The sequence below is a fragment of the Tardiphaga sp. 866_E4_N1_4 genome (assembly GCF_052076075.1).
Taxonomy (GTDB): Bacteria; Pseudomonadota; Alphaproteobacteria; order Rhizobiales; family Xanthobacteraceae; genus Tardiphaga; species Tardiphaga robiniae.
The window spans coordinates 4,221,819-4,247,514 of sequence record NZ_CP197242.1 but is presented as its reverse complement, the minus strand read 5'-3'; the positions used below and the strand labels follow the sequence as shown (position 1 = coordinate 4,247,514).

At 61.6% G+C, this 25,696-nt stretch carries 26 protein-coding genes and 1 tRNA gene; 12 read left to right on the top strand and 15 right to left on the bottom strand.

What is annotated here, in order from left to right:
- Positions 1-27: 27 nt before the first annotated feature.
- Positions 28-1,725 (bottom strand): diguanylate cyclase domain-containing protein, encoded by a 1,698-nt coding sequence (locus tag AB8B20_RS20550; RefSeq protein WP_175369338.1) that lies wholly within the window; start codon positions 1,723-1,725, stop codon positions 28-30.
- Positions 1,726-1,800: 75 nt separating this feature from the next.
- Here AB8B20_RS20550 and AB8B20_RS20545 point away from each other — a divergent pair, with 75 nt between their 5' ends.
- Both AB8B20_RS20545 and AB8B20_RS20540 read left to right on the top strand, forming a co-directional pair.
- On the top strand, positions 1,801-2,529 hold the full coding sequence (locus AB8B20_RS20545) for a YggS family pyridoxal phosphate-dependent enzyme (RefSeq protein ID WP_439074151.1): 729 nt from the start codon (positions 1,801-1,803) through the stop codon (positions 2,527-2,529).
- A gap of 149 nt (positions 2,530-2,678) precedes the next feature.
- Positions 2,679-3,776, top strand: a complete 1,098-nt coding sequence (locus tag AB8B20_RS20540; RefSeq protein ID WP_439074152.1) for a hypothetical protein — start codon at positions 2,679-2,681, stop codon at positions 3,774-3,776.
- A gap of 86 nt (positions 3,777-3,862) precedes the next feature.
- Here the strand turns inward: AB8B20_RS20540 and AB8B20_RS20535 are convergent, their stop codons facing one another.
- A complete protein-coding gene (locus tag AB8B20_RS20535; RefSeq protein ID WP_439074153.1) occupies positions 3,863-4,372 on the bottom strand; it encodes a L,D-transpeptidase family protein in 510 nt (169 codons plus the stop codon).
- A 249-nt stretch (positions 4,373-4,621) separates the two neighbouring features.
- On the opposite strand from AB8B20_RS20535, the gene AB8B20_RS20530 reads away from it, so the two are divergent.
- Together AB8B20_RS20530 and AB8B20_RS20525 are read left to right on the top strand one after the other, a co-directional pair.
- A complete protein-coding gene (locus tag AB8B20_RS20530; RefSeq protein WP_068730214.1) occupies positions 4,622-5,308 on the top strand; it encodes a response regulator transcription factor in 687 nt (228 codons plus the stop codon).
- Between the two features lie 72 nt (positions 5,309-5,380).
- Entirely contained in the window at positions 5,381-5,830 is a 450-nt protein-coding gene (locus AB8B20_RS20525) for a cyclic nucleotide-binding domain-containing protein (RefSeq protein WP_093757793.1), read from the top strand.
- Between the two features lie 6 nt (positions 5,831-5,836).
- Here AB8B20_RS20525 and AB8B20_RS20520 read toward each other — a convergent pair whose 3' ends face one another.
- From AB8B20_RS20520 to tesB, 8 genes are all read right to left on the bottom strand, one after another.
- A complete protein-coding gene (locus tag AB8B20_RS20520; protein ID WP_068730212.1) occupies positions 5,837-6,652 on the bottom strand; it encodes an exodeoxyribonuclease III in 816 nt (271 codons plus the stop codon).
- A gap of 66 nt (positions 6,653-6,718) precedes the next feature.
- Positions 6,719-7,573 carry an outer membrane lipoprotein carrier protein LolA gene (locus tag AB8B20_RS20515; RefSeq protein WP_320446095.1) on the bottom strand — a complete coding sequence of 285 codons (855 nt, stop codon included), beginning with the start codon at positions 7,571-7,573 and terminating at the stop codon, positions 6,719-6,721.
- Between the two features lie 193 nt (positions 7,574-7,766).
- Entirely contained in the window at positions 7,767-10,253 is a 2,487-nt protein-coding gene (locus AB8B20_RS20510) for a DNA translocase FtsK (protein ID WP_439074154.1), read from the bottom strand.
- A gap of 38 nt (positions 10,254-10,291) precedes the next feature.
- Positions 10,292-11,521: an aminotransferase class I/II-fold pyridoxal phosphate-dependent enzyme gene (locus AB8B20_RS20505; RefSeq protein WP_439074155.1), complete on the bottom strand. Its 1,230-nt coding sequence runs from the start codon at positions 11,519-11,521 to the stop codon at positions 10,292-10,294.
- Positions 11,522-11,817: 296 nt separating this feature from the next.
- The gene (locus AB8B20_RS20500; RefSeq protein WP_089263149.1) at positions 11,818-13,257 is read right to left on the bottom strand and encodes an ammonium transporter; all 1,440 of its coding nucleotides are present in this window, start codon (positions 13,255-13,257) and stop codon (positions 11,818-11,820) included.
- Between the two features lie 54 nt (positions 13,258-13,311).
- Complete coding sequence (locus tag AB8B20_RS20495) at positions 13,312-13,650, bottom strand: P-II family nitrogen regulator (protein ID WP_068730208.1); 339 nt, start codon at positions 13,648-13,650, stop codon at positions 13,312-13,314.
- A gap of 469 nt (positions 13,651-14,119) precedes the next feature.
- Positions 14,120-14,458, bottom strand: a complete 339-nt coding sequence (locus AB8B20_RS20490; protein ID WP_089263151.1) for a P-II family nitrogen regulator — start codon at positions 14,456-14,458, stop codon at positions 14,120-14,122.
- A 169-nt stretch (positions 14,459-14,627) separates the two neighbouring features.
- The gene (gene tesB / locus AB8B20_RS20485) at positions 14,628-15,503 is read right to left on the bottom strand and encodes an acyl-CoA thioesterase II (RefSeq protein ID WP_089263153.1); all 876 of its coding nucleotides are present in this window, start codon (positions 15,501-15,503) and stop codon (positions 14,628-14,630) included.
- 142 nt (positions 15,504-15,645) lie between these two features.
- Here tesB and AB8B20_RS20480 point away from each other — a divergent pair, with 142 nt between their 5' ends.
- Positions 15,646-16,866 carry a ubiquinone biosynthesis hydroxylase gene (locus AB8B20_RS20480; protein WP_439074156.1) on the top strand — a complete coding sequence of 407 codons (1,221 nt, stop codon included), beginning with the start codon at positions 15,646-15,648 and terminating at the stop codon, positions 16,864-16,866.
- A 25-nt stretch (positions 16,867-16,891) separates the two neighbouring features.
- On the opposite strand, the gene AB8B20_RS20475 is transcribed toward AB8B20_RS20480, so the two are convergent.
- Entirely contained in the window at positions 16,892-17,854 is a 963-nt protein-coding gene (locus AB8B20_RS20475; RefSeq protein ID WP_439074157.1) for a LysR family transcriptional regulator, read from the bottom strand.
- A gap of 102 nt (positions 17,855-17,956) precedes the next feature.
- Here AB8B20_RS20475 and gstA point away from each other — a divergent pair, with 102 nt between their 5' ends.
- From gstA to AB8B20_RS20460, 3 genes are read left to right on the top strand one after another with little or no spacing between them, the layout of a single operon-like run.
- Positions 17,957-18,583 carry a glutathione transferase GstA gene (gene gstA, locus AB8B20_RS20470; RefSeq protein ID WP_184512492.1) on the top strand — a complete coding sequence of 209 codons (627 nt, stop codon included), beginning with the start codon at positions 17,957-17,959 and terminating at the stop codon, positions 18,581-18,583.
- Entirely contained in the window at positions 18,580-19,278 is a 699-nt protein-coding gene (locus tag AB8B20_RS20465; RefSeq protein ID WP_439074158.1) for a glutathione S-transferase family protein, read from the top strand. Before gstA ends, AB8B20_RS20465 begins: the two co-directional genes overlap by 4 nt.
- Before the next feature lie 7 nt (positions 19,279-19,285).
- Positions 19,286-19,615: a DMT family transporter gene (locus AB8B20_RS20460; RefSeq protein WP_439074159.1), complete on the top strand. Its 330-nt coding sequence runs from the start codon at positions 19,286-19,288 to the stop codon at positions 19,613-19,615.
- Between the two features lie 17 nt (positions 19,616-19,632).
- Here AB8B20_RS20460 and AB8B20_RS20455 read toward each other — a convergent pair whose 3' ends face one another.
- Genes AB8B20_RS20455 through trxA form a run of 3 tightly spaced genes read right to left on the bottom strand, consistent with a single transcriptional unit; the run spans position 19,633 to position 21,506 of the window.
- Positions 19,633-19,833, bottom strand: coding sequence for a Trm112 family protein (locus tag AB8B20_RS20455; protein WP_068730204.1), 201 nt, complete (start codon positions 19,831-19,833; stop codon positions 19,633-19,635).
- 47 nt (positions 19,834-19,880) lie between these two features.
- The gene (locus AB8B20_RS20450) at positions 19,881-20,555 is read right to left on the bottom strand and encodes an LON peptidase substrate-binding domain-containing protein (protein WP_089263165.1); all 675 of its coding nucleotides are present in this window, start codon (positions 20,553-20,555) and stop codon (positions 19,881-19,883) included.
- 30 nt (positions 20,556-20,585) lie between these two features.
- Entirely contained in the window at positions 20,586-21,506 is a 921-nt protein-coding gene (trxA, locus tag AB8B20_RS20445) for a thioredoxin (RefSeq protein ID WP_439074160.1), read from the bottom strand.
- Between the two features lie 298 nt (positions 21,507-21,804).
- Here trxA and AB8B20_RS20440 point away from each other — a divergent pair.
- The 4 genes from AB8B20_RS20440 (at position 21,805) to AB8B20_RS20425 (ending at position 24,682) form a co-directional block, all read left to right on the top strand.
- Positions 21,805-21,879, top strand: a tRNA-Gly gene (locus tag AB8B20_RS20440).
- A 160-nt stretch (positions 21,880-22,039) separates the two neighbouring features.
- Positions 22,040-22,489 carry a hypothetical protein gene (locus AB8B20_RS20435; RefSeq protein ID WP_170849625.1) on the top strand — a complete coding sequence of 150 codons (450 nt, stop codon included), beginning with the start codon at positions 22,040-22,042 and terminating at the stop codon, positions 22,487-22,489.
- A gap of 257 nt (positions 22,490-22,746) precedes the next feature.
- Entirely contained in the window at positions 22,747-24,015 is a 1,269-nt protein-coding gene (locus AB8B20_RS20430; protein WP_089263169.1) for a PQQ-dependent sugar dehydrogenase, read from the top strand.
- Between the two features lie 76 nt (positions 24,016-24,091).
- Positions 24,092-24,682, top strand: a complete 591-nt coding sequence (locus AB8B20_RS20425) for a c-type cytochrome (protein ID WP_175369328.1) — start codon at positions 24,092-24,094, stop codon at positions 24,680-24,682.
- A 55-nt stretch (positions 24,683-24,737) separates the two neighbouring features.
- On the opposite strand, the gene panE is transcribed toward AB8B20_RS20425, so the two are convergent.
- Complete coding sequence (panE, locus tag AB8B20_RS20420; protein WP_439074161.1) at positions 24,738-25,661, bottom strand: 2-dehydropantoate 2-reductase; 924 nt, start codon at positions 25,659-25,661, stop codon at positions 24,738-24,740.
- Between the last annotated feature and the right edge of the window lie 35 nt (positions 25,662-25,696).

The following is a 25,696-nucleotide window of genomic DNA, read 5'->3' as shown; positions in this document are numbered from 1 at the left end:
AACGGGACCAGGGGCGGGCCCGTAGTCTCACCCCGCCAGCGACACGGCCGTGCCATATGCCCGCACAAAGCCGTGCTCCACCACGGTGTTGCGGCCACGCCGTTTGGCGGCGTAGAGCGAGGCATCGGCTGCCTCGATCAAATCGTTCGCCGTCTCCAGCGTAGCTGGCATCGTCGAGGCCACGCCGACACTGACCGTGACCCGCTGATGTGCGCTGGTGGCATGGGAGACCGCCAGGTTCCAGATTGCCGCGCGTACTATTTCGCCGATCTGGATGCCGCGGGCGACCTCGGTGCCCGGCAGCAGCAGGCAGAATTCCTCGCCGCCATAGCGTCCGGCAAAGCCCGAGCAGCGATCGGCCAGGCTGGAGAGAGCTTCGCCGACGCGCGCCAGGCAAGCATCGCCTTCGGGATGGCCATAGGTGTCGTTGAAGAGTTTGAAGTGATCGACGTCGATCATCAGCAGCGTCAGATGGTCGCCGGATTGCTGGGCCTTCAGCCATTCGAAATCGAGGCGGCTCTGGAAGCCGCGCCGATTGGCAAGGCCAGACAGCATGTCGATGGAGGCAAGCACCGTGAGCTGCTCGTTGCTGGCGCGCAATTCGCGTTCGCGACCACGCAACTGCGCCGCCATGCCGTAAAATGCGCGTGCCAGCGGTACGAACTCGGCCGGCAGCTTGTTCCGCGCTACGCGGGCCGACCAGTCGCCGCGACCGAAGCGCTGCGCCATGGTCTCCATCATCTGGATCGGCTTGATGATCAGTCGCTCCGCAACCACCAGCGCGCCAAGCAGAACGAACAGGCAAACGAAGGCGAGCTGCAAATAGGCGGTGCGGATCTCGCGATCGGCAACCGCCGAGACTCGGGCCTCGTCGATGCTGACGATCAATTGCGCGCCGGTACCGGGGATTGTCGCGAATGATACGGTGCGCTGTGAACCGTCACTGGCGCTGAATGACAGCGAACCGGTCTGCTTATCCGTATTGCGCAGATGCGCTTCGATCATCGGCAATAGAGCAAGGTCTTCCATCGGCCGACCAATCGCGCTGGCGTTTGTCGGCGGCGCTGCAAGCACGGTGCCGGCATGATCGACCAGCAGTGTCGTGACACCGGGCCGGTCGCCGAGATTGCCCATGATCTTCGACATCCAGTCGAGATTCACCGCCGCCAGTACCACGGCATCGTCGTCCTTAGTCAGGCCCGGTGCGAGATAGGCCGCCATCACGGTCGGCTGGTTCGTCAAGCGGCTGAACAGATAATCGCTGACGACAAACTCACCGGTCGCAATCGCTTTCTTGAAATAGGGGCGATCGCTGAAATCGAATCTCTGCTCGATGACTTCCGGCCAGGTCGAGCACATGGCGATGCCATCCGCACCGGCCACTGTCAGGCTGCGCAGCCACGGCATATCGCCGCGGAGGCTCGCCCGCATAATGGCGCAGCTCCGATTCACCTGAGCGGCCGACGTATAGATGTAGGCGGATGATTTCAGCACGGCCTCGATCGAGGCGAAGACTTCGCGCTGTGCATCGGCGCTGTGCTGGGCGACGCCAGCAAAATCACGCGCGGCCGTCGCGATCTGGTGGGTACGCGTCGCATCGAGTGAGCGAATTCGCTCCGCCATTAATGGCCCGACCAGAATGAGGGCCAACAGGACCAGTCGAGCGCGAATGCCGAGAGCTCCCCTGAGCCTCGCTTTATTGCGGTTAATACCGATGCGTGACATCTTCGATCCCTAAGCCCCGCGGACATAGGTACTCCAAAGCCTTCAAAAAGCCTTTCCCGGATTCGTTAAACTGCAATGGATCTCAAGAAAGTTCGCGCCTTGGTTGAAAATAAATCCGTGCAAGAGTCGTCAGGCGTAACGTCTTCTTTACCAACCGACGGACTCGCTTCGGTCGAGTACGATATCTTCCGCGCATGTAACGAAGCGCGGCGGGACCGCAGTTCTGTGACGTTGATCGCGGTGTCGAAGACGTTCGAGGCCGACGCGATCAGGCCGGTGATCGAGTCCGGCCAGCGCGTGTTCGGCGAAAATCGTGTCCAGGAGGCAAAATCCAAATGGCCGGCGCTGATCGCCACTCAACCCGCGATTGCGTTGCATCTGATCGGGCCTTTGCAGTCCAACAAGGCCAAGGAAGCGGTCGCCTTGTTCGATGCGATTCACTCGGTCGATCGACCGAGCATTTGCGAAGCGTTAAGCAAGGAGATGAAGGCGCAGCAGCGGACGCCGCAGCTCTTCGTACAGCTCAACACTGGTGAGGAGCCGCAAAAGGCCGGCATCGCGCCGGGCGAGGCCGATGATTTCCTGGCCCGCTGTCGCGATACCTATGGGCTGACGATTTCCGGACTGATGTGCATTCCGCCGGTTGAGGATGCGCCAGCGCCGCATTTCGCGCTGACGGCGAAGATCGCTGCACGTAACGGATTGACCGGGTTGTCGATGGGCATGAGTGCCGACTTCGCCATCGCCATCCAGTTTGGCGCGACTCATGTGCGCGTCGGCTCGGCGATCTTCGGGAAACGGTAGTTCTTCTCTCACTTCCGTTAATGGGTCGTTGGCGCTTTGCCTGAACTGAAAAGTTCCCGACCGCACGCCTGAAGGTGCGCCATAATGTCGCACCATTCCGTCTCGACTGTGTCCGGACGCGGGACACCCGCCCCGCGAGAGGGACAGACATGCGACACTTTCGCTCCGCCACCTGGCTTCTGGCCGCGCTGGTCGTGTTCACCATGCCGGTCGTTGCCATGGCGCAGATCATCAGCATCACGATTGCTCCACCGGAACTGCCGGTCTACGAGCAGCCCGCCGTTCCCGCGCCCGGCTATATCTGGACGCCCGGCTTCTGGGCTTATGGTCCGGACGGTTACTACTGGGTGCCCGGCACCTGGGTCGAGCCGCCTCAGGTCGGCCTGTTGTGGACGCCGGGCTATTGGGGCTGGCACGATGGCTATTACGGTTGGAACGCTGGCTATTGGGGAACCCATGTCGGCTTCTATGGCGGCGTCGATTACGGCTACGGCTATAGCGGCGTCGGTTATGGTGGCGGTCGCTGGAATAACGGCGTGTTCGCCTACAATCGGACCGTCAACAATTTCGGCGGCGTCGCGATGACGAATGTCTACAACCAGACCATCGTCAACAATACGACCAACATCACACGGGTTAGTTTTAACGGCGGCGCTGGCGGCACAACCGCGCAGCCGACGCCGCAAGAGCAGGCCGTCGCGCACCAACCGCACATCGCGGCGACTACCGTGCAAACCCAGCACGAACATATCGCGAGCACCAACAGAGCGCTGCTGGCGTCGGAAAATCATGGGCATCCGGCGATTGCAGCGACTGCCAAACCGGGTGAATTCACCGGCAAAGGGGTGGTGGCAGCGCGGGAAGTCGGGTCGGCGGCCGCACGGCCGGCGGCGACGCCCGTGCCCGCGGCACTTCCTGCGACCGGCGCCAAACCGCCAGCAAACAGGCCGGTTGCGAACGCAACACCTGAGAACAAGGGGCCACCGACGGCCGTCGCACATGCGACGACCAATGGTGCAGTCCCGCCGAAACCGCTGAACGCGGTAGCCAAGCCACCTGCTATCAGGCCGCCTGTCGCCTCGCACCCGGCGGCGCCCAGGATGGCCGCTATCGCGAAACCGCCGGCCCCGCCGCATGTTGCCGCCGCGCGGCCAGCATCGCATCCCGTTGCAACTCATCCGGCTCCTCATCCGCCGGCGAGACCGAAGGCCCCGCCGCATAACGATTCGCATAAGAAGCCGGAGTAACCGATCGGTCTGGCCGGGGCGTTCTCATCCCCGGTCAGATCTTCACGCCTCGCCTGAAAAATTTGAAGACGGAGTCTGCACCAGATCTACCCAATGACGATGCGTGTCTTCGGTCCGATCCGGGCCAGCAGCCGCAGCATGGCTGGCTTGGTCATGGCCACGCAGCCCGCGGTCGGCGCGAATTTCGGGCGGGCCAGATGCAGGAACACTGCACTGCCTCGCCCTGCGATCCGTGGTCGGGTGTTCTGGTCGATCTCGATGATGAAATCATAGAGATGATCCTCGCGGGCCAGTCGGTCGCCGTCACTTCCACGATCGAGCCGGATCGGTCGATTGTAGTGCCGATCAGACGGATCCTCGCACCAGCCATCCATCGGCGTGATGGGGCGGATCGGCAGAAAGCTACGCGGACGTGGATTGCGGTCGGCCCGCCACCACAGCCGGATGGGGCGAAACGTCCCACGCGGCGTTCCGCCATCGCCTTCGCGTTTGTTCGCCTTGATTCCGCCGCGGCCGAGCGCGACGGGTATGGTTGTGTGATCGGTCGTCAGCCATCCACGGAGTCTGTCTCCGGCTGACGCGCGAATGTGAACCATAGTCAGCGGTCGATCACGCAAGCTTGTTCGATAAGTGTCTGAAATAACGAGACTTCCCATCCGAATCGCGAACTCCGCCTTGCTATTTACCGCAAATGTTCTATTTCGCGCTGCAGCAGTACATTCGCCGGGAATGTCGCTGATTTTGCGCTAGAATATGCGTTAACGGCGAAGCCTGTCACGATTTCTGGCCCACTGTTTCAGCGCGGCGAACAACGCTCCGCCGCAGCCGTTCAAAGGATTGTCGCAATGCCCAATGCCCGCAAGATCTTGATCGTGGATGACGATACTGATTTGCGCGAGGCGCTGGTCGAGCAGCTGTCGCTGCACGAAGAGTTCGAGGCCTCCGCTGTCGACACCGGCGCCAAGGGCGCTACTGCAGCCAAGGCCAATTCCCCCGATCTGGTGCTGATGGATGTTGGCCTGCCCGACACGGATGGTCGCGAAGTCGTGCGCAGCTTGCGCAAGGGTGGCTTCAAGGCGCCGATCATCATGCTGACCGGCCACGACACCGATTCCGACACCATTCTCGGTCTGGAATCCGGCGCCAATGATTATGTCGCCAAGCCGTTCCGCTTCGCCGTGCTGCTGGCGCGTATTCGCGCGCAGCTCCGTCAGCACGAAGCCAGCGAAGACGCTGTCTTCACCGTCGGTCCCTATAGTTTCCGGCCCGGCTCCAAGATGCTCACCGGCGCCAATGCCAAGAAGGTCCGCCTGACCGAGAAGGAAACCGCGATTCTGCGCTTCCTGTACCGCGCCGGCCAGTTGCCGGTGTCGCGCGAAACGCTGCTGCAGGAAGTCTGGGGCTACAATTCCGGCGTCACCACGCACACGCTGGAAACGCATATCTATCGGCTGCGCCAGAAGATCGAGAAGGACGCCGCCAATCCTGAAATCCTGGTGACGGAAGCCGGTGGCTACAAGTTGGTGCCGTGATACGATTGGGGAGCCGATTCGCCATTAGCTGTTCGGTGCCCTCCTTCGCGCGTCCCGATCACACGGTTCTACATGTCGATCGATGATGATGTAGCCCTGCTTGAGCGCGTCCCGACATTGCGCCTGTTGGGTATCGCCGCTTTGCGCGTGATCGCGATCGGCTCCGAACAGCAGGAATTTGCGCGGGGCTCCGTGTTGTTCCGGCAGGGCGACGATGCCGATTGCGGCTATGTCGTCCAGAACGGCGCATTCCGCATCAGCCTCGACGATGGCAGCGATCATGAGGTGATCGCGGGGCCCGGCACATTGATAGGCGAACTTGCACTGCTGGTAGCGATGCAGCGGCCATCGACGGCGGTCGCCACGGAATATTCCAGCACGATCCGGATCACACGCAGCCTGTTTCAGCGCGTGCTCGACAGCGATCCCGCGGCCGCGCGCCGTCTGCGTGACGACATGGCGACTCGCGTCAGCCAACTCGCCAGCGATGTGACGCTGATCGGCGCCAAGCTCAGCCAGTAACTGATATCAAAGCTCCAGCACCGTCGTGACCGGTACGTGGTCCGACGGCCGCTCCCAGCCGCGTGCATCTGACGTGACGGTGAAGTCGCGGATCGAATCTTTCAGCGCGGACGACACCCAGATGTGATCGAGACGGCGGCCCCGATTCGACGCCGCCCAGTCGGCGGCGCGGTAGCTCCACCACGTGTAGATCTTTTCCGACAGTGGAATGCGTTCGCGCGCGACGTCGATCCAGTTGCCCTCGCTTTGCACGGCGAGCAGCTTTTCGCACTCGATCGGCGTATGCGACACGATTTTCAGCATCTGCTTGTGCGACCACACGTCATTCTCATGCGGTGCCACATTGAGATCGCCGACCAGGATGTGACGCGCATCGCCGCGCGGATGCAGCGGCTCGCAGGTCTTCATCTCGTCGAGGAACGAGAGCTTGTGCGCAAACTTCGCATTCACGTCCGGATCCGGAACGTCGCCGCCGGCAGGCACATAGAAATCATGCACGATCAGCGGCACGGCCATGCCGGCCTTTTCGCCGAACGATACCGAGATGTGGCGTGAGTCCAGATTGTTGCAGAACACGCGGATGTCGCTGCTCTCGAATGGAAGTTTCGAGACGATGGCGACGCCGTGATAGCCCTTCTGCCCGTTCAGCACGACATGGTCATAGCCGAGCTGTTTGAAGCGCTTGAGCGGAAAGGCATCGTCCGGGCACTTGGTTTCCTGCAGACACAGCACATCCGGCTGCATCTCTTCGAGAAACTTGGCGACAAGGTCGATGCGCAATCGCACCGAATTGATATTCCAGGTGGTCAAGGAAAAACGCATGGAAATCCGATGGTGAGACGGCGCAAGCGCGCCTGCTCATCATGAGGGCATCACCTGCAGCGAAAACTAATTCGCGCCGCTGGTGGGATACTTGGTGAAGTCGATCTTGAACAGCCCCGGGTCGGGCTTTTTCGCGGTATCGAGATTGTAGATCGCGACCGTGGTGTCATAGCCCTGCGGGTCGGTGACGGTCCACTGCTTGAGCTGGCCATCCTTGGTGCCGACCATCAGCATCAGGCGCGAGGTGCCGACCAGCGCGTTCTTTTCCTCAATGGTCACCGACGTATAGAGGTCGTCAGCGCTGACGGCGACCACATTGGTGTCCTTCATCAGATCGATGCGATCGGACAGCAGATAGCGCAACGGTGTCTGCGACAGCGGGTAGATGTCCTGGGTTGCCAGCTTGGAATCGCGGACGGCGAGCGACTGGCCGTCGGACACCATGGCGATGGTCGTCGGCGCATCATATTCGAAACGGACCTTGCCGGGCTTCTGGATGAAGAAGTCGCCGGTGGTGCGGCTGCCGTCTGGCCCCACCTGAACAAAGTTACCGCTCAGATTGCTGAGCGATGACAGATAGCTGCTGACTTTGCTCGCCTGCGCCTTTTGATTGGCGTCGAAGCTCATGAAAATGCTGGCCGGAACGTTGCGGCGCGGATCCGGAATGATCGGATTCGGCGGCGTGGATGTCGTCGTCGATGTCTTGGGTGCGATTGCAACTGGCGGCCGAACGGTCTGGGGCTCGGAGGCCGACATCTGGAAACTGCCATTGCTGCGCGCCTGCGGTGCAGGTCGCGGCAAGGGGATTGACTGGGCATAGGCCGAGGGCGCCACAATGGCGGCGACAAACGTCGCGACGAGGCCGGCTGCGCCGATGCGCAGGAAAGACCGGTCTGCGGCGTGATGGGTCGGGCGTCTCATCAAGGCGTCGTCCTGCTCGGCGGGTTCGGCGCATTTTACCGCGCTTTGCGTCAGAATGGGTACCGGTTTTGCGGTCCGGCCGGTGGTCTCTTGCGCCCCCGCCGCGGCTGGCGCCGCCAGCGCAGGCGCTAACCCGGAGCTGTGGCGATTTCGCGACTCGAAAGCGGGATTGTCCATTGGCAGGGTCAAACTCTCAGAACCCGCTTTCCTCTTCTTCGATGAGAATCTCGCGTTTACCGGCATGGTTGGGTTGACCGACGATGCCTTCATTTTCCATGCGCTCTATCAACGACGCTGCGCGATTGTAACCGATCTGCAGCCGGCGCTGGATGTAGCTGGTCGACGCCTTCCGGTCGCGCTTCACGATGGCAACGGCTTGCTGGAACAGATCGCCACCACCGCCATCGGCACCCATGCCGGTCGAATCGAATACCGCTCCGTCCTCGCCCTCTTCCGGTTCTTCGGCGGTGACCGCCTCGAGATATTCCGGCTCGCCCTGCGTCTTCAGGTGGCGCACCACCTTCTCGACTTCCTCGTCCGACACGAAAGGACCGTGTACGCGCGAGATGCGGCCGCCGCCAGCCATATAGAGCATGTCGCCACGGCCGAGCAGTTGCTCGGCGCCCATCTCGCCCAGGATGGTGCGGCTGTCGATCTTCGACGTGACCTGGAAGGAAATGCGCGTCGGGAAGTTGGCCTTGATCGTGCCGGTGATGACGTCCACCGACGGACGCTGCGTCGCGAGGACGACGTGGAGACCGGCGGCACGTGCCATCTGCGCGAGGCGCTGCACCAGGCCTTCGATGTCCTTGCCGGCGACCATCATCAGGTCGGCCATTTCGTCGACAATGATGACGATATAGGGCAACGGCGCGAGATCGAGTTTCTCTTCCTCGTAGATCGCCTTGCCGGTTTCCTTGTCGAAGCCGGTGTGAACGGTGCGCGAGAGCTCCTCGCCCTTGGCCTTGGCTTCCACGAGGCGCGCATTATAGCCGTCGATATTGCGCACGCCGAGCTTGGCCATGCGCTTGTAGCGCTCTTCCATCTCGCGCACAGCCCATTTCAGTGCGACCACGGCCTTCTTCGGATCGGTCACGACGGGCGTCAGCAGATGCGGGATGCCGTCATAGACCGACAGTTCGAGCATCTTCGGGTCGACCATGATCAGGCGGCACTGATCCGGCCGCAGCCGGTAGACCAGGCTGAGAATCATGGTGTTGATAGCGACCGACTTGCCCGATCCGGTGGTACCGGCGATCAGCATATGCGGGGTGCGCGCAAGATCGATGATGATGGACTCGCCGCCGATATTCTTGCCGAGGCAGAGCGGGAGCTTGATGCTGCCGTCATTGGTGTCCTGCACGGTCAGCAGTTCGCGCAAGTAGACGTTTTCGCGATGGGCGTTCGGCAGCTCGATGCCGATGGCGTTGCGACCGGGGACGACGGCGACGCGGGCGGACAGCGCGCTCATGGAGCGTGCGATGTCGTCGGCAAGGCCGATCACGCGCGACGACTTGATGCCGGGTGCGGGTTCGAGTTCGTACAGCGTGACGACGGGGCCGGGATTGGCTTTGACGATTTCACCGCGCACGCCGAAGTCCTGCAGCACGCCTTCCAGCGCCCGCGAATTGGCTTCAAGTTCGGCCTTGCTGAGCGGCTTGCGATCCGCGGCCTTCGGCGCGGTGAGCATGCCGACGGAGGGCAGTTCGAACTTGCCGTTGGATTTGCGCACCGGCTCCTTGGCCGAGGATTTCTTGCGCGCCTTCGGGGCGGGCTCCTCTTCCTCTTCTTCTTCCTCGTAGTCGTGCTCTTCGTCCTCGTCGTGATCGCTCTCGTCTTCGTCGCGCGGCGCAATTGACGGGCTGTTACGACGACCGCCGAGGTTCGGTTCCTGACGTTCGAAGGATGCCGCGCGCACCTTGGGCTCGCTTGCAACCATCTTGCCATAGACCAGCGAGAGAAACCGGCCGAGACGCGCCTTCGCGCTCATCACGGCATGCGCGGCCCAGCCAAGCGAGACCGAGATCGAGCTGCGATCGCGGGTTTCGTCTTCCTCGAATGGCTCGTCGTCTTCCTCGATGTCGATCTCGGCAAACTCTTCCTTCGCCTGCGCGCCATAACCGCAGGCGATGAAGAAGGTCACGATCATCGCCGCGCAGAGAATAAAGCCGAGGACGAATCGATAGATGAAGCCGACAGGGCCAAATACGACCGCGGGCGCGCGAAACAGCGCGTCGCCGACCACGCCACCGACGCCGGTCGGCAGGGGCCACGACCCGCCATGCTGCCAGCAGCTGGCAAAGCCTGATGCGATGATGGTGCAAAGGACCCAGCAACCGATGCGCAGCGCTTCGCGATCGAAATGCCGATGCGTCATCATCCGCCAGCCCCAGACAGCGATGGTGAGAATCATCATGATCGCGCCGAGGCCGAGGATCTGCATCAACAGATCGGCACCGATCGCGCCGGGATAACCGGCGACATTGCGGATCGCACGCGAGGTGGCATGGCTCAGGCTCGGGTCCTGCACGGACCAGGTCATCATCGCTGCGGCCGCGACACCTGCGGCGCAGACCAGGCCAAAGCCCGCCAGTTCACGCAGCCGTCGTCCCAGCATCTCGCGAATCGACGCGGGCAGATGGCCGACCAGAGGAATGACGCGTTCGATCGTGGTGCTCATACCGGAGTGCTCATGCGCCCTGCATCAATCCAGGATCTTCAATTCAAAATCTTCACCAGCCGATGCAAAGCCTCGGCTGTCGTTTCACTGTCCTGCACCATGGCCAAACGAATATAGCCGGCGCCGGGATTGCTGCCGTCGGCCTGCGGGCGCGCCAGATAACTTCCGGGCACTACGCGCACGCCGCCGTCGCGATACAGTCTCACGGTTGCCTCTTCGTCGCCGCCATATGCGGAGACATCGAGCCACAGACAGAAGCCTCCGGCCGGTCGCTTGTAGCCGTAGCGATTGCCGAGGATCTGATCCGCAAGATCGAACTTCAAGCGGTAGAGCCTGCGATTCTCTTCCACATGTGCTTCGTCGCTATAGGCGGCAACCGCGACCTGCTGCAGCGGTACCGGCACTTGCGGCGCGGCCACATTGCGCAATTCGTGAAACGCGCTCAGGAATTTCTTGTCGCCGGCGACGAAGCCGACGCGCATGCCGGGCAGGTTCGAGCGCTTAGACAGCGACTGAAACGCAACGACATTGGCATAGTCGGGTCCGGCTGACGCCAGCATGCTGCCGGGCGCGGCCTGCGTGTAGATTTCCGAATAGCATTCGTCTGATAGCACGATGAAACCGTAGCGCAGCGCGAGGTCGTGCAGCTTCTTGAAGTAAGCGGGCGTCGCGACGGCGCCTTGCGGGTTGGCCGGGGATGCGACGTACATCGCCACCGTGCGCGCCAGCGTGGCCTCATCGAGTGCGTCGAGATCGGGAAGGAAGCCGTTGGCCACTGTGGTCGGCATGAAGATCGGCTCGCAACCCGCGGCGCGCGCACCGGCGCCGTAGGCTGGATAGAACGGATTTGGCAGCAGGATCGCCGGCGTGCCTTTGCGCGGGCCGACAAAGCGCGCGGCCGTGATCGCGGCGAAGAACAGGCCTTCACGGCTGCCGTTCAGCACCAGCACTTCGGTTTCCGGATCGAGGTCGCGCGGGAGATTGAAGCGCGTACCCATCCACGTCGCGGCGGCGCGACGGAACGGCTCAATGCCCTTGGCGATCGGATAGCGGCCGAAATCGGCGGTGTGTTTGGCGAGGACCGGTCCGACGAAATCCGGCACCGGGTGCTGCGGTTCGCCCAACGACAGAGTGATCAGCGGTTGGCCGGGCTGATACGGCGCCAGCAATTCCGTCAGCCGCGCAAACGGCGAACGCTCGCCATCGGGCCCAGCCGAGGTCCGGCTGCCAGCGCCTTGCGCCGCGGAAGGAGGAGCGGTGAGTGCCATCAGGAAAACGCCAGTACTTTCAAGGCAGCCGATCGCCCCATGAGATCGGCCGAAATGGGATCAAACCACCATAGATACGGCGAGGTTAAGACGCGATTAACCATCGAGGGGCCGGCCTTGCTATCACGCGTTCAGCGGCCGTCCAGGCCTACGCCGGGATCAGAATGGCACCCCAAAAAGTGAAAGGCCCCAGCTTGCGCTGGAGCCCTTCGACGGTTGGGACATTGCCGGGTAGTGCCCCAACCGATCCCTTTGTGAGCCATCCCGGATCGATGATCCGGGATGGCTCGTGACGCTTACATGTTGTAGGCGCGTTCGGTGTGCTCGGTGACGTCGAGGCCTTCGCGCTCGACTTCAACATTGACGCGGAGACCGACGATCACGTCGACGACCTTGAACAGGATCGCCGAACCGACGCCCGACCACACCAGCGTGGTCGCGACAGCCTTACACTGCGCGATCATCTGGGTGACCATGTCGTAGTCGCCGATCTTGCCGGCGACGTAGTCCATGACGCCCGTTCCGCCGAGGGCCGGGTTGACCAGGATGCCGGTGCCGAGCGCGCCGATGATGCCGCCGACGCAATGGACGCCGAACACATCGAGCGAGTCGTCATAGCCGAGCGAGTTCTTCACGACGGTGCAGAAGAACAGGCAGACGACGCCTGCGACCAGACCGAGAACCATCGCGCCCATCGGGCCCGAGAAGCCGCAAGCCGGGGTGACGGCGACGAGGCCGGCAACCGCGCCCGATGCTGCGCCGAGCAGCGACGGGTGACCCTTGGTCATCCACTCCGCGAACATCCAGGCCATCGCCGCAACCGCAGTTGCGAGGAAGGTGTTGGTCATCGCGAGAGCGGCAGTGCCCGAGGCTTCGAGGTTCGAACCGACGTTGAAGCCGAACCAGCCAACCCACAGCAGGGACGCGCCGATCATGGTCATGGTCAGCGAATGCGGAGCCATCAGCTCCTTGCCGTAGCCGGTGCGCTTGCCGATGATCAGGCAGCCCACGAGGCCGGCAATGCCGGCGTTGATGTGAACGACGGTGCCGCCAGCGAAGTCGAGAGCGCCCCACAGGAACACCTGGCCGGCATCGGCCATGACTTCGTCAAGCTTGGCCTGAGCCGCAGCCTTCGCATCGGGAGCCGCGGCCGCAACAGCCTTGGCGGCTGCAACGATGGCGTCCGGACCAGCCCAGTACCAGACCATGTGCGCGATCGGGAAGTAGATCAACGTCACCCAGAGCGGGATGAACAGTGCAATCGCGGCGAACTTGGTGCGTTCTGCGAAGGCGCCGACGATCAGGCCGGGGGTAATGGCGGCAAAGGTCATCTGGAAGCAGAAGTAGACGAGTTCCGAGATGTTGGCGTCTGCGGTGAACGAAGCAGCCATCGAGTCAGGCGTCACGCCGGCGAGGAACGCCTTCGAGAAACCACCGATATAGGCCGAACCGCCAGTGAACGTGATGCTGTAGCCGTAGAGAGCCCAGATCACCATCACGATGCAAGCGGTGTAGAGGACCTGCATCAACACAGAGAGCATGTTCTTGGAGCGAACGAGGCCGCCGTAGAACAGGGCGAGGCCCGGGACGGTCATCAACAGAACCAGCACCGTCGAGGTCATCATCCAGGCGTTATCGCCCTTGTTGACCGTCGGATCGGCGTAAGCCGCAGTTGCGGCGAACAGGCCAACGGCGAGTGCCGCCAATCCCGCGCCAGAGGGACGCTTAAACGTCATTGTGTTTGACTCCTGATTGAAGAATGGGTGAGCGCGAAATCCGAGGAATTCGACTTAGAGGGCTGCAGCATCGGCCTCGCCGGTGCGGATGCGAACCGCGTGGTCGAGGTTGATGACGAAGATCTTGCCGTCGCCGATCTGGCCGGTCTTGGCGGCCGTGGTGATGGCTTCGATGGTCTTGTCGACCTGATCGGAAGCGACAGCCACCTCGATCTTGATCTTGGGCAGGAAGCTCACCGCATATTCAGCGCCGCGATAAATTTCCGTATGGCCCTTCTGCCGGCCATATCCTTTGACTTCCGTCACCGTCAAACCATGAACGCCAATGGCGGTCAGGGCATCACGGACTTCCTCAAGCTTGAATGGCTTGATGATCGCCATAACAATTTTCATGGGTCCTATCCCCGCTTGGGCCCGACCGAAAACCGACCGGGCGATCTCGACTGAGGTTCACCACGCGGAGAAGTTCACTACGCGGGCACAGCCAGACCAGATAGAATCAAATGCCGTGCCAGATCGGCGGAATTCTCTAACGGTTTATGAATCCCCAGCTTTTCGCGTTTCTCACGTGATGAGACAGAGTGCGCTATTCGGTCGCGCCCAAACTCTAGCCAATCCTGCCCAAAATGGAAGCATGACAGGCTCTCGACATATTCCTGCTTAGGCGGCGGGCAGCCCAGAGGTGCCCAAATACGTCAATCCGAGGCAAAAAACTCGAAATTGTCTAATCTGCAGGCCTTCCAACTGGCGCGCGTGGAATTGACATGGTTCAACCGGGCAAGACCGTAGAGCCCTTCGGGCGTATTCGAGCGGACTGTGAGAGCAGTTCTGGCTGAAAGCCCAGTGGGCGCTGGCTTATTGCCTAAAGCGCGTCGCTGTCGGTCTCGCCGGTGCGGATACGCAGGGCGTGGTCGATCGGGGTTACGAAGATCTTGCCGTCGCCGATCTGGCCGGTCCGGGCTCCGGTGGAGATGACCTCGACCGCCTTGGCCGCGAGGTCGGACGCCACAGCGATTTCGAGGCGCAGTTTGGGCAGGAAGTTCACAATATACTCGGCGCCGCGATACATCTCGGTATGGCCCTTCTGCCGGCCATAGCCCTTCACTTCGGTCACCGTCATGCCGTGGACGCCGATGGCCGTCAGAGCCTGACGCACTTCATCGAGCTTGAAGGGTTTGATGATCGCGACCACGAGCTTCATGCAGGCTTCCTCTTCGGGGGCGGTGTACGACCCTGCTTACGCAATCAGACAGCTTTATGCCATCCCCGTTGGCATGGCGCGTGGAAATTGGGCGGCGACCCTGCCTTCGGGGCGGGCCGTTTGCACGCCAAGACGGCGAAGCGGGATTCACGGCTGGAAGCGGAGCAACTTACGTCGCTGGCTTCTCGCGGCGCTCGCGCACTGAGCCTTCCTGCGCCACGGTCGCCACCAGCGTGCCGTCGGGCTTGAAGATCAGGCCGCGCGCGAGGCCGCGACCGTTCTGGGCGCTCGGCGAATCCTGACTGTAGAGCAGCCATTCGTCGGCGCGAAACGGGCGGTGAAACCACATGGCGTGATCGAGACTGGCCGCCATCGCCTGACCGTCGAACAAAGTGCGGCCATAGCGGGCCATGATGGAATCGAGCAGCGAAAAGTCCGACGCATAGGCCAGCGCGCACATATGGAGCGCCGGATCGTCCGGCAGCTTCGCGGCGGTACGAATCCAGAAATTAATCCGCCCCTCCGGAATCTTCTCGCCAGCATAACGCTGGAATTCCACCGGACGCAGCTCGATCGGGCGATCGGACTCGTAATAGCGGCGGATGAAATCGGGCATCTTCTCGATGATCGGATGTTTCGACAGCTCTTCCGCAGTGAGCTTGTCCGGCGGCGGCACGTCCGGCATCGGATCCTGGTGGTTGAAGGAGTCCTCCTCCTCGGCGTGGAACGACACCATCATCGAGAAGATCGCGTGGCCATGCTGGATCGCGGTGACACGCCGGGTCGAATAGCTCTTGCCATCGCGCAGGCGCTCGACCTCGTAGACGATCGGAATCTGCGGGTCGCCGGGCAGAATGAAATAACAATGCAGCGAATGCGGCATGCGGCCTTCGACGGTGCGGCACGAAGCCACCATGGCCTGGCCGATCACCTGGCCGCCGAACACCCGCTGCCAGCGCGTTTTCGGGCTGCGCCCGCGGAACATGTTCACCTCGATGGTCTCGAGATCGAGGATATCGATCAGATCGATCAGGCTCTTGGACATGTCGGCATCTTTCGCTCAGCGGCAATATTAAGGGAGGTTTACCAAGACCTTGGCCGTGCAGGCCCCGGTCCCATTGCCGCCCTTGTTTCGCGATCCTGTTTCGCCCAGCTATAAGCGCGTGGCAACAGCGAGAACGGATATCATGGCGGCACAACGAGGCATTGTCATCGGCGGCGGAGCCTTCGCCGGACTGGCGCTGGCTTTGGCGTTGCGCCAGGGGCTTGGCCCCGATCTGCCGATCATTGTCGCCGATCCCGCGCTGGCGAACCGGCCGAGCCGCGATCCGCGCGCCACGGCCATCGTCGCTGCCTGTCGGCGGCTGTTTGATGCTCTCGGTGTCTGGGATGCTGTGGCTGCCGAAAGCCAGCCGATTCTCGACATGGTCGTCACCGATTCCAAGCTGGAAGACGCCACCCGTCCGACCTTCCTGACCTTCGGCGGCCATGTGGAGCCGGGCGAGCCGTTCGCACATATGGTCGAAAATCGCCGGCTGATCGACGAACTGGTGATTCGCTCCGAAGCGGCGGGCGTCGACCTGCGTGCGACCGCGGTGACGACATTCGATTCACGGGCCGACGGTGTCAGCGTCACGCTTGGGGATGGCAGTGTGATCGAGGCGGCTCTTCTTGTCGCCGCCGATGGCGCGCGCTCGAAGCTGCGCGAGCGTGCGGGCATCGCGACCCACGGTTGGGATTATGACCAGTCCGGTATCGTCATCACCGTCGGCCATGAGCGCGATCATGACGGACGTGCCGAAGAACACTTCCTGCCCGCCGGACCGTTCGCAATTCTGCCTTTGACCGGCAAGCGTTCGTCGCTGGTGTGGACCGAGAAGCGCGCGGAAGCCGCGCGCATCGTCGCTTTGCCGGACGATGAATTCCATGCCGAGCTCGAGCAGCGGTTCGGCCTGCACCTCGGCGAGGTCAAAGCGCTCGACAAGCCGCGGGCCTTTCCGCTCGGCTACTTCGTCGCGCGCTCCTTCATCGGCGAACGGCTGGCGCTGATCGGCGACGCCGCGCATGTGATCCATCCGATCGCGGGGCAGGGACTCAATATGGGTCTGAAGGATGTCGCGGCATTGGCAGAGACCATCGTCGATGCTGCACGTCTTGGGATGGATTTCGGTCAGAGCGATGTGCTGGAGCGCTACCAGCGCTGGCGCCGCTTCGACACTATGACAATGGGTGTCGCCACCAATGTGCTGAACGTCCTGTTCTCGAACGATCTGCCATTCGTGCGCAGCATCCGCGACATCGGTCTCGGCATCGTCGATCGCTTGCCGCCGCTGAAGGGCGCGTTCATCAAGCAGGCGGCGGGATTGTCGGGCGAAGTGCCGCGGCTATTGAAGGGCGAGGCACTGTAGGCAGCACGTCATGCGGTTATGCCGCTCAACGTGGTGAAGGTGCCTGATTCCTCTCGCCTTCGAACAGCGGGCGCTCGCGGATCAATCCTTCGCCGACGAGATCGAAGAAGGCCCTGACGCGCGCCGTATTCTTCAAATCCGCATGAGTCACGATCCAGAGTTCACCCTCAAGTTCCTTGAGGGGCTCAGATAGTGCTCTTGCCACCCCGGTGTCCTGATCTGCGAGATAGCACGGCATTAGCGCGAGCCCGATGCCGGCCTTCGCTGCGACGAGCTGGTTGACCAGACTGTTTGTCCGATAGACGAAGGCCTTCGATGGCGCGGCGCGCGACAGCCAGTCGGCGGCCCCGATGCCTGATGTTGTTTCCTCCCAGCCGATCAAGGAATGGCGATCGATCTCGGATGGATTCGATAACGGGCCGCCAGTTGCCTCGAGATAGGCAGGGGCCGCATAGAGCCCCCATGCGATGGCCGACAGTCTGCGTCCCCAAAGATCGCCTTCCTTCGGACGGATAGGGCGCAATGCGATGTCGGCTTCGCGGCGCGACAGGCTCAGTACGCGGTTGTCGATCACCAACTCCACGACAATGCCGGGGTGAGTCTGCTGGAAGGCGGCGAGAAGCGGCGTCAGCCGACTATAGGCCAGCGTTTCGGACGACGTGACCGTCAGGCGGCCGGACAGACGATGATCGCGACCGGATATGTCGCGATCAAGCGCCAGTGCCTCGTCCTCCATGCGCTCTGCGCCGGCAGCCATCCGCGCACCGGCCTCCGTCGCTTGATAGACGCCGCCTGGAAGTCGTTCGAATAGGCGCACGCCAACCTTGTCCTCCAACGCTTTCAGGCGGCGGAAGGCCGTGGAGTGATCCACGCCGAGTGCTATCGCCGCCGCTGTCAGACCGCCCGCGCGTTGGATGGCGAGCGCCAGCCGAAGTTCGTTCCAATCATCCATGCCGACGAAGATAGCAGTGTGGCTGCTTGCAGTCACGCAAGCGTCGCTGGCGAAATGCCAATGGGACTTGCGTTTTCGCGGGCGCTACCTTGCTGGTGCGATAGCGACCCCACGACGGATGCAACGAAAGATCCAACCATGAAACTCTATTACGCCACCGGTACCTGTTCGCTCTCGCCGCACATTGTTGCGAACGAGGCGGGTATCCCGCTTGAAATCGTGCGGGTGGATATCCGGAAGTCGCCCCACGTCACCGAGGCGGGCAGCGACTATTCGGCGGTGAACCCGAATGGCTATGTGCCAGCGCTGGCGCTCGATGACGGCACAGTGCTGACCGAGGGCACCGCGATCGTTCAATACCTTGCGGACCTCAAACCCGAGAGCAGGTTGGCGCCGCCTGCCGGCACACCGCAGCGTGTCGAGCTGCAATCCTGGCTCAATTTCATTGCCACCGAACTCCACAAGATGTTCAGCCCGTGGCTGTTTCACCCCGAATATGGCGCACAGGCGGCAGATGTTGCACGCGTAAAGATCGCAGAGCGGCTGGCGTCGGTCGAGCGCCATCTGGCAGCGGGCAGGCCGTTCCTGCTCGGAGAAGGCTTCACGGTGGCCGACGCCTATCTGTTCACGATCGTTGGGTGGTCCAACTTCGCAAAGGTGGATCTGTCCAACTTTCCGTGTCTGCGCGACTTCATGGCTCGCGTCGAAGCGCGACCCGCCGTGCAGCAGACCATGCGCGCCGAGAGAATAAAGGTGAGCGCATGACCGTGGATCAACCAGACGCGCCAGCACTGACGCTCGTCAGCCATCATCTCTGCCCTTACGTGCAGCGAGCGGCCATCGTGCTTGCCGAAAAGGGTGTCCGTTTCGAGCGGTGCTATATCGATCTCGCGCACAAGCCGGACTGGTTTTACGCGATCTCGCCGCTGGGCAAGGTTCCGCTTCTGCTTGTCCGACGCGACGGCAATGACACCGCCGCACTCTTCGAGAGCGCGGTGATCTGCGAATATCTCGAAGAGACGCAGATGGGCGTGCGGCTTCACCCATCCGATCCGCTCGAACGAGCCGGGCACCGTGGCTGGATCGAGTTCGGCTCGTCGATCCTCGCGGATCTGTGGGGATTTGAGACGGCCACCGACGCGAACAGCTATGAAGCGAAGCGGAAGATGTTGGCCGGCAAATTCGGTCGCATCGAGAACGTGCTAACCGCAGCGCCGTTTTTCGCCGGGCAGCACTTCAGTATGGTCGATGCGGTTTACGCGCCAATCTTCCGCTACTTCGATGTGTTCGATACCATCGCTGACACGGAAGTCTTCGCCCAAACACCCAAGGTTCGGGCATGGCGCGCAGCGTTACGCGGGCGTCCGAGCGTAGCGAACACCGTCACGGCCGACTACGCCGACCGGCTGCGCGCATTTCTCGCTGAGCGCGACGCACATCTTCTCAAGATCGCAGCATGAGGCAGCCATGAGCCAGGGTGTCGCATGGCTGCTACTGATCGTGGCCGGGCTTCTGGATGTAGGGTGGGCGATTTCGATGAAATATGCCACGGGTTACACCCGACCGGGCTGGACCATGCTGTCGCTGATTTTCCTCGCCGCTTTCGTCTACCTGCTCGGCCGGGTTCTGGAGGTTTTGCCGGTCGGGTCCGCCTACGCGGTATGGGTCGGGATCGGCGCAGCCGGGACGGTCCTGTTCGGAAGCGTGCTGTTTGGCGAGTCGATGAGTCTGCTGCGCGGCGGCGGGGTCGCCCTCATCGTCGCGGGAATCGTCGCCTTGAGATTTGCGCCGGCATGAGCCGCCACATCAGAAATTCAGTCGATCTTCCGCGCTTCTTCCGGGAGCATGATCGGAATGCCATCGCGGATCGGATAAGCAAGCTTGGCCTGGCGCGAGATCAGCTCCTGGCGGGCGGCATCGAATTCGAGTTGGCCCTTGGTCAGCGGGCACACCAGAATCTCGAGCAGCTTGGCGTCGACGGTGCTTTCGGCGCGCTCGATTGGCGGTGTGGTCATGGGTGCGCTCCGGTGATGCGGTCGTTGATCATGGTTATTTATCAGAATTACTGCAGCGGTGGGTCGCCGCTGGTGCGCTTCTTGGCCAGATCCATTTCAGTGACAGCGATCAGGATCTCGGCGCGGGTCTTGAGATCGGGCGCTTCGAGCATCGCCTGCTTCTCTGGCGGACCATAGGGCGACATCATCGCCAGCGCGTTCACCAGGGCCTCGTTGGGCGCCTTGTCGATACCTTCCCAATCCACTTTCAGGTTGTTGGCCTTGAGGAAGTCGGTGAGCACCGCGAGCAGCGCGGCCCGGTCGACATCATCTTCGCCCTTGCGTGCGGTGAAATCGTCGATGAAGGGGAAGTAGTCGACCTTGCACTGCCGGTACGCCGTCAGCACCGAGAGTTCCCGCACCACTTCGAAACGGGAAACGCCGGTCAGTTCGAGGATGTAGCGGCCGTCACCGGATTCGGCGAGCTGGGTGATGCGCCCGACACAGCCGACTTTGAACAGTGCCGGCTTGGCCTCATCCGGCGAATGCGCCGCATCGGGCTGGATCATGCCAATCAGCCGGTGCCCGTCGCGAAGCGAATCGTCGATCATCGCCAGATAACGCTGTTCGAAAATGTTCAGCGGCATCTGGCCACGCGGCAGGAGCAGTGCGCCCGGCAACGGAAAGACCGGGATCACCTCAGGAAGTTCGGCAGGCCCGCGATAGTCGGCATTGATGGGCATGTCCGGTTCCGATTCGTCACACGAGAAGAATTACGAGAACAGGATAGTCGATAACCGCCTGCGGCCGTCAACGGTGGCCTCATCCGTCGGTCCCCAAGCGTCGAAGAACTGGATCAATTGCTTGCGGGCGCCGTCGTCATCCCATTTGCGGTCGCGCTTGACGATCTCAAGCAGATGACCCGTGGCCTCGCTACGCTGGTTAGCGGCATTGAGTGCGATCGCAAGGTCGAAGCGGGCCTGATGGTCGAGCGGATTCGCGGCGACCTTCTGTTCCAGTTCGGTGACCGGACCGAGCGCACTGGCCTGTTCGACCAGATCGATCTTGGCCTGCACGGCCTTGACCGCGGCGTCCTCACGCTTCGCGACCGGGACGAGCTCAAGGGTCTGCTTGGCTTGCTCGATGGCGCCGGTCTCGACGTAACAGCGGGCAAGGCCAGCAATGGCGGCGATATTGCCGGCATCGGCGGCAATCACCTCGCCATAGATCGAAGCGGCGGTGGCCGGATCGCCCTCAGCCAGAATCGCTTCGGCTTCCTGAAGCAATTCGGCAGCCGTCGGCTCGGCGCCGGGCATGCCGGCTGTCAGCTTGTCGATGAACGCATTGACCTGGCTCTCCGGAACCGCACCCATGAAGCCATCGGCTGGCTGGCCGTTGACGAAGGCGATCACGGCGGGGATCGACTGGATGCCCATCTGGCCGGGAATCTCCGGATTCTCGTCGATGTTCATCTTGACCAGCTTCACCTTGCCCTTGGCGGCGGTCACGGCTTTCTCGATGACAGGAGTCAGCTGGCGGCACGGACCACACCAAGGCGCCCAGAAGTCGATCAGGACCGGCTGGCGTTTGGATTCCTCGATGACGTCCTGCACGAAGGTGCGGGTGGTCGTGTCCTTGATGAGAGCGGTTGCTGCCTGCGGCGCCTGTGCGCCGCCCTGATCCATGATGGTCACGTGAACCTCGCTCGATGTCTGAAAAATTTGGCTGCTTCTAGCATGGCCTGAGCGATTAAATGGCGTCCGTGACAGTAATTTGCAATCCGGTGAAATAGGTCCGGCAGGGACCGATTCGACCCGAGAGGCGACATTTCGCTGTTTTGACCCGTTTTCCGGGCCGAATCGGGCTCAAAGGGCCATAAATCGCGATTAACTCGCCGCGATCCGAGATGCAGTCTAACTGTTGCATTCGCCACCGGCATTTGGCATAGGTCTGCGCGTCGGCGGCGAGCAATCGCCGCCTGTCTTCTCGGATGCGGGTGTAGCTCAGTGGTAGAGCACGACCTTGCCAAGGTCGGGGTCGAGGGTTCGAATCCCTTCGCCCGCTCCAGAATTTTCCTGGTTTTTTGGCATCAGTTTTATCGATCACAGGCCGCCGTCCGGCGGCCTTGTCGTTTGTGATCCGCAGGCACGTAGATCCGCCCCGCATCGCTTGAAATCATCGGGCGTTGGGCAGACAATCCACGGGCGAAGCGGGTACGAGACTGACGATGCCGTCGACCACTGATTCCAACCTGGAAATTGCCAAGCGTGCCAATGACGAGGCGCGGGCGGATTTTGCGACCTGGGTGATGATGGCGAAGCTGAAAAGCCTCGACGCGCTGCCGCAGGAAGCCCAGACATTCTATGCGGGCTATCTCGCGCTGCTGGCGCGTGGCAAACAATCCGAGCCAGCCGCGGCCGAAGCCACCATCCAGACTGTCTACCGCAGCTATTATTCCCGCATGGGCGGCACCGGCATCGCGCCCATCATCAAGACGGCTTCGAGATCAAGACCAATGCCCGACGACAACAATAACAACGTCACGCCTTTTCGCCGGATCAAGCCCAACACGCCACCGCCCCCGCGCGAAAAGAAGAAGCTGCCGGTCGCGTTGATCTTCATCGGGTTGATCTTGCTGGCCGTGGCCTGGCGCTATCTCACCAAGGGCAGCCTTTAAAAAACGTAGCAGTGATCGCGCGATGATGCGGTGCGATGCGCCAATTGCATCAGGCTACTGGAACTAACTTTCAAAATTTTTTTCAAGATGTCGTCGTGATGGCGACGTCTTTCATTTGCGCGAGCGTTAGTTGCGCTTTTCACCTGCGACATTTGTGCTAGCATCTCACTGTCTGAGAAAATCACAGACCAATAAAGTTCGTCTCGAACGTTCAATAAGACATAGCAGCCGCAACAAGCTGCACAGGGAGTGACGCGATGAAATCGATGACTGGTCGATCCGTTGTTGCGTGCGCCGCCATCCTCGCTACGGCGATCGGCATGGCCTCGCTCAATCAAGCGAGCGCACAGCAAAAGCTCAAGAGCTACAAATCCGATACCAAGGAATTCTGGACCAATCCGCCGGACGACTGGTTCCTCGGCGACGAGACCGAGGCACAGAAGGGGCTGGCGCCGCCGTCGGGTCCGCCAACCGGTGCGTCCGATGCCGAACTCGCAGCCATGATGAAGAAGATCAAGCTGCCGCCGGGATTCAAGATCGAGGTCTATGCGTCCGGCGTGCTGGCGGCGCGGCAGATGGCCTGGGGCGATAAAGGCACGCTCTTTGTCGGATCGTTCGGCCTCGGCAACGTCTATGCGATCACCGACAAGGGCGGCAAGAAAGAGGTCAAGACCGTCATCAAGGGCATGAAGATGCCGACGGGCATCGCCTTCCAGGACGGTGCGCTCTATGTGATCGATATCAACAAGCTGATCAAATACGAGAATGCCGAGGCAAATATCGACAAGCTCGGTGACGGCAAGGTTGTCTATGACGACATGCCGTCATTCGCGGCGCATGGCTGGAAGTATCTCGCGCCGGACAAGGACGGTTGGTTCTACGTTCCGTTTGGACCTCCCTTCAACATCGGCATTCCGCCGACCAGCCTCTCGCAGATTCGCCGTGTCGATCCCAAGACCGGCAATGCCGAAATCGTGGCGCTCGGCGTTCGCAATTCGGTGGGCGGCGACGTCGATCCCCGCACCGGCAAATACTGGTTCACCGAAAATGCGCGCGACTGGATCAGCGACGATATGCCGAGCGACAAGCTCAACATGATCTCGAAGCTTGGTGAGCATTTCGGCTATCCGCATTGCCATCAAGGCAACATGCCGGATCCGAAATTCGCCATGGGTCACAAGTGCTCGGAATTCACGCCGCCGGTGTTGAATCTCGGCGCCCATGTCGCACCCCTGGGGATGAAGTTCTATACCGGCAACATGTTTCCTGCCGAATACAAGAACAACATCTTCATTGCGGAGCATGGCTCGTGGAACCGGCACAAGTATCAGGGCGCACGTATCAAGCGTGTGATCGCCGGGCCGGATGGGAAGAACGCCAAGCAGGAGATCTTTGCCTCCGGCTGGATCGAGGGTGACCAGGGTTATCTCGGCCGCCCTGCCGATATCGTTCTGGCCAAGGATGGATCGCTGCTGATTGCCGACGATTGGGCAGGCGCAATCTATCGCATCAGCTACGCGAAGTAAGTCGCGAATTGCGTGAGGCTGGAGTTGCGTCATCCGCAGCTCTAGCCTCATGTATTCTGGAATGGGAATGTGGCTCATGCATCGTTCTGCAATCGCGGCTGTTCTTGTCTTTCTAGTTCTTGGTTCTGGGTCCAGTCCGGCTGATGCCGCCGATATCGCCGCGGGTAAGGAGAAAGCCGAGCTCTGCAGCGGCTGTCACGGCGAGAATGGCATCTCGCAAATGGAGAATATCCCTTCGCTCGCCGCACAGCCGGATCTGTTTATCCAGTGGCAGCTGGTGTTCTTTCGTTCAGGTACGCGCAAGAACGAACAGATGCAGCCGATCTTGGAGCAGATCGACAACAACGACATCCGCAATCTCGGCGCCTATTTCGCCTCGCTGAAACCGCCGGAGGGTAAGAAGCCCGATGACAATCCGGATTTGTCGGCCAAGGGCGCGCAAGCGGCGGTCGGCCGTCGCTGTGCATCGTGTCACACGGAAAGTTATGGCGGCACGAAGGCGGTGTCGCGTATCGCCGGACAGCGCGAGGACTATCTCGTCAAGGCGCTGCGCGACTACAAGTCCGGCGTCCGCGCCGGTGGCGGCATGGCAGCGATGGCTGAGGTTGCCTATTCGCTAAGTGAAGAAGAGATCACTGCGCTGGCGCATTATCTGGCGCATCTATGAAGGGAAATCCGTAGCCCGGATTGCGATTGGCCTGATCCGGGCTACGTTGCGATGCTTACGCTACCCGCTGATACTCATACGCCTTGAGATGCGTATAGATCATCCGCAGTCGCGGCACGGCAACCTTGGCGGCATCGGCGCGGGCGATGACATCGCCGACGATCTGGTCGGCCTCGATCTGCGCCTTGTTGAGGATGTCGCGATACATCGAGGCGGTCATCTTCGAACCCTCTGCTGTTAGCATGCCCTCGGTGCGTTCGAGGAAGGCTGCCCGCGGTGCGAAGCCGTTGGCCTTGGCGACGCCGCTCATCTCATCGCGCACGCCGAGGATGAAGTCTCGGCCGCCCGGTGCCGCGACGATGTCGCCGACAGCGCCGCGCATGGCGCTGGTGGAGCCGGCGATCGTCGCCAGGAACACCCACTTCTCCCACATATCCTGCATGATATTCTCGGAGGCCGCGCCTCCAAAGTTGCCGGTCGCCATGATCGCAGCGATCGCCTTCACGCGATCTGAACTGCCGCCCTTGCGTTCGCCGAAGCTGAGCACCTGCATCGGCGCCATCTGGACGACCTCGCGCGCCTCGTTGAGCGTCGCTGCAATCTGGCATTGGCCGCCCATGACATTCTCGGCGCCGAACTTCTTCTCCAGTACGTCGAGATGCTTCATGCCGTTGAGCAGCGGAATGATCGCCGTGTTTGGCCCAACCGCGGGTGCAAAGGACGCGATGGCGTCGTCGAGGTCGAAGGCCTTGCAGCTCAGCAGCACGACATCGAATTTCTCCTTGATCGCATCTGCCTGCACCGTCGGCGGATTCTTCAGGGTCACGTCGCCGTGCGGGCTCTTGATGACAAGGCCGGCGCTTGCCAGCTCACCGGCGCGCTTCGGGCGAACCAGGAAAGTGATGTCATTGCCGGCCTGCAACAGCCTGCCGCCAAAATAACCGCCGATGGCACCGGCGCCGACCACGAGAATACGCATTGGGATGAGTCCATGTTGGATTGGAACGTGAAGCT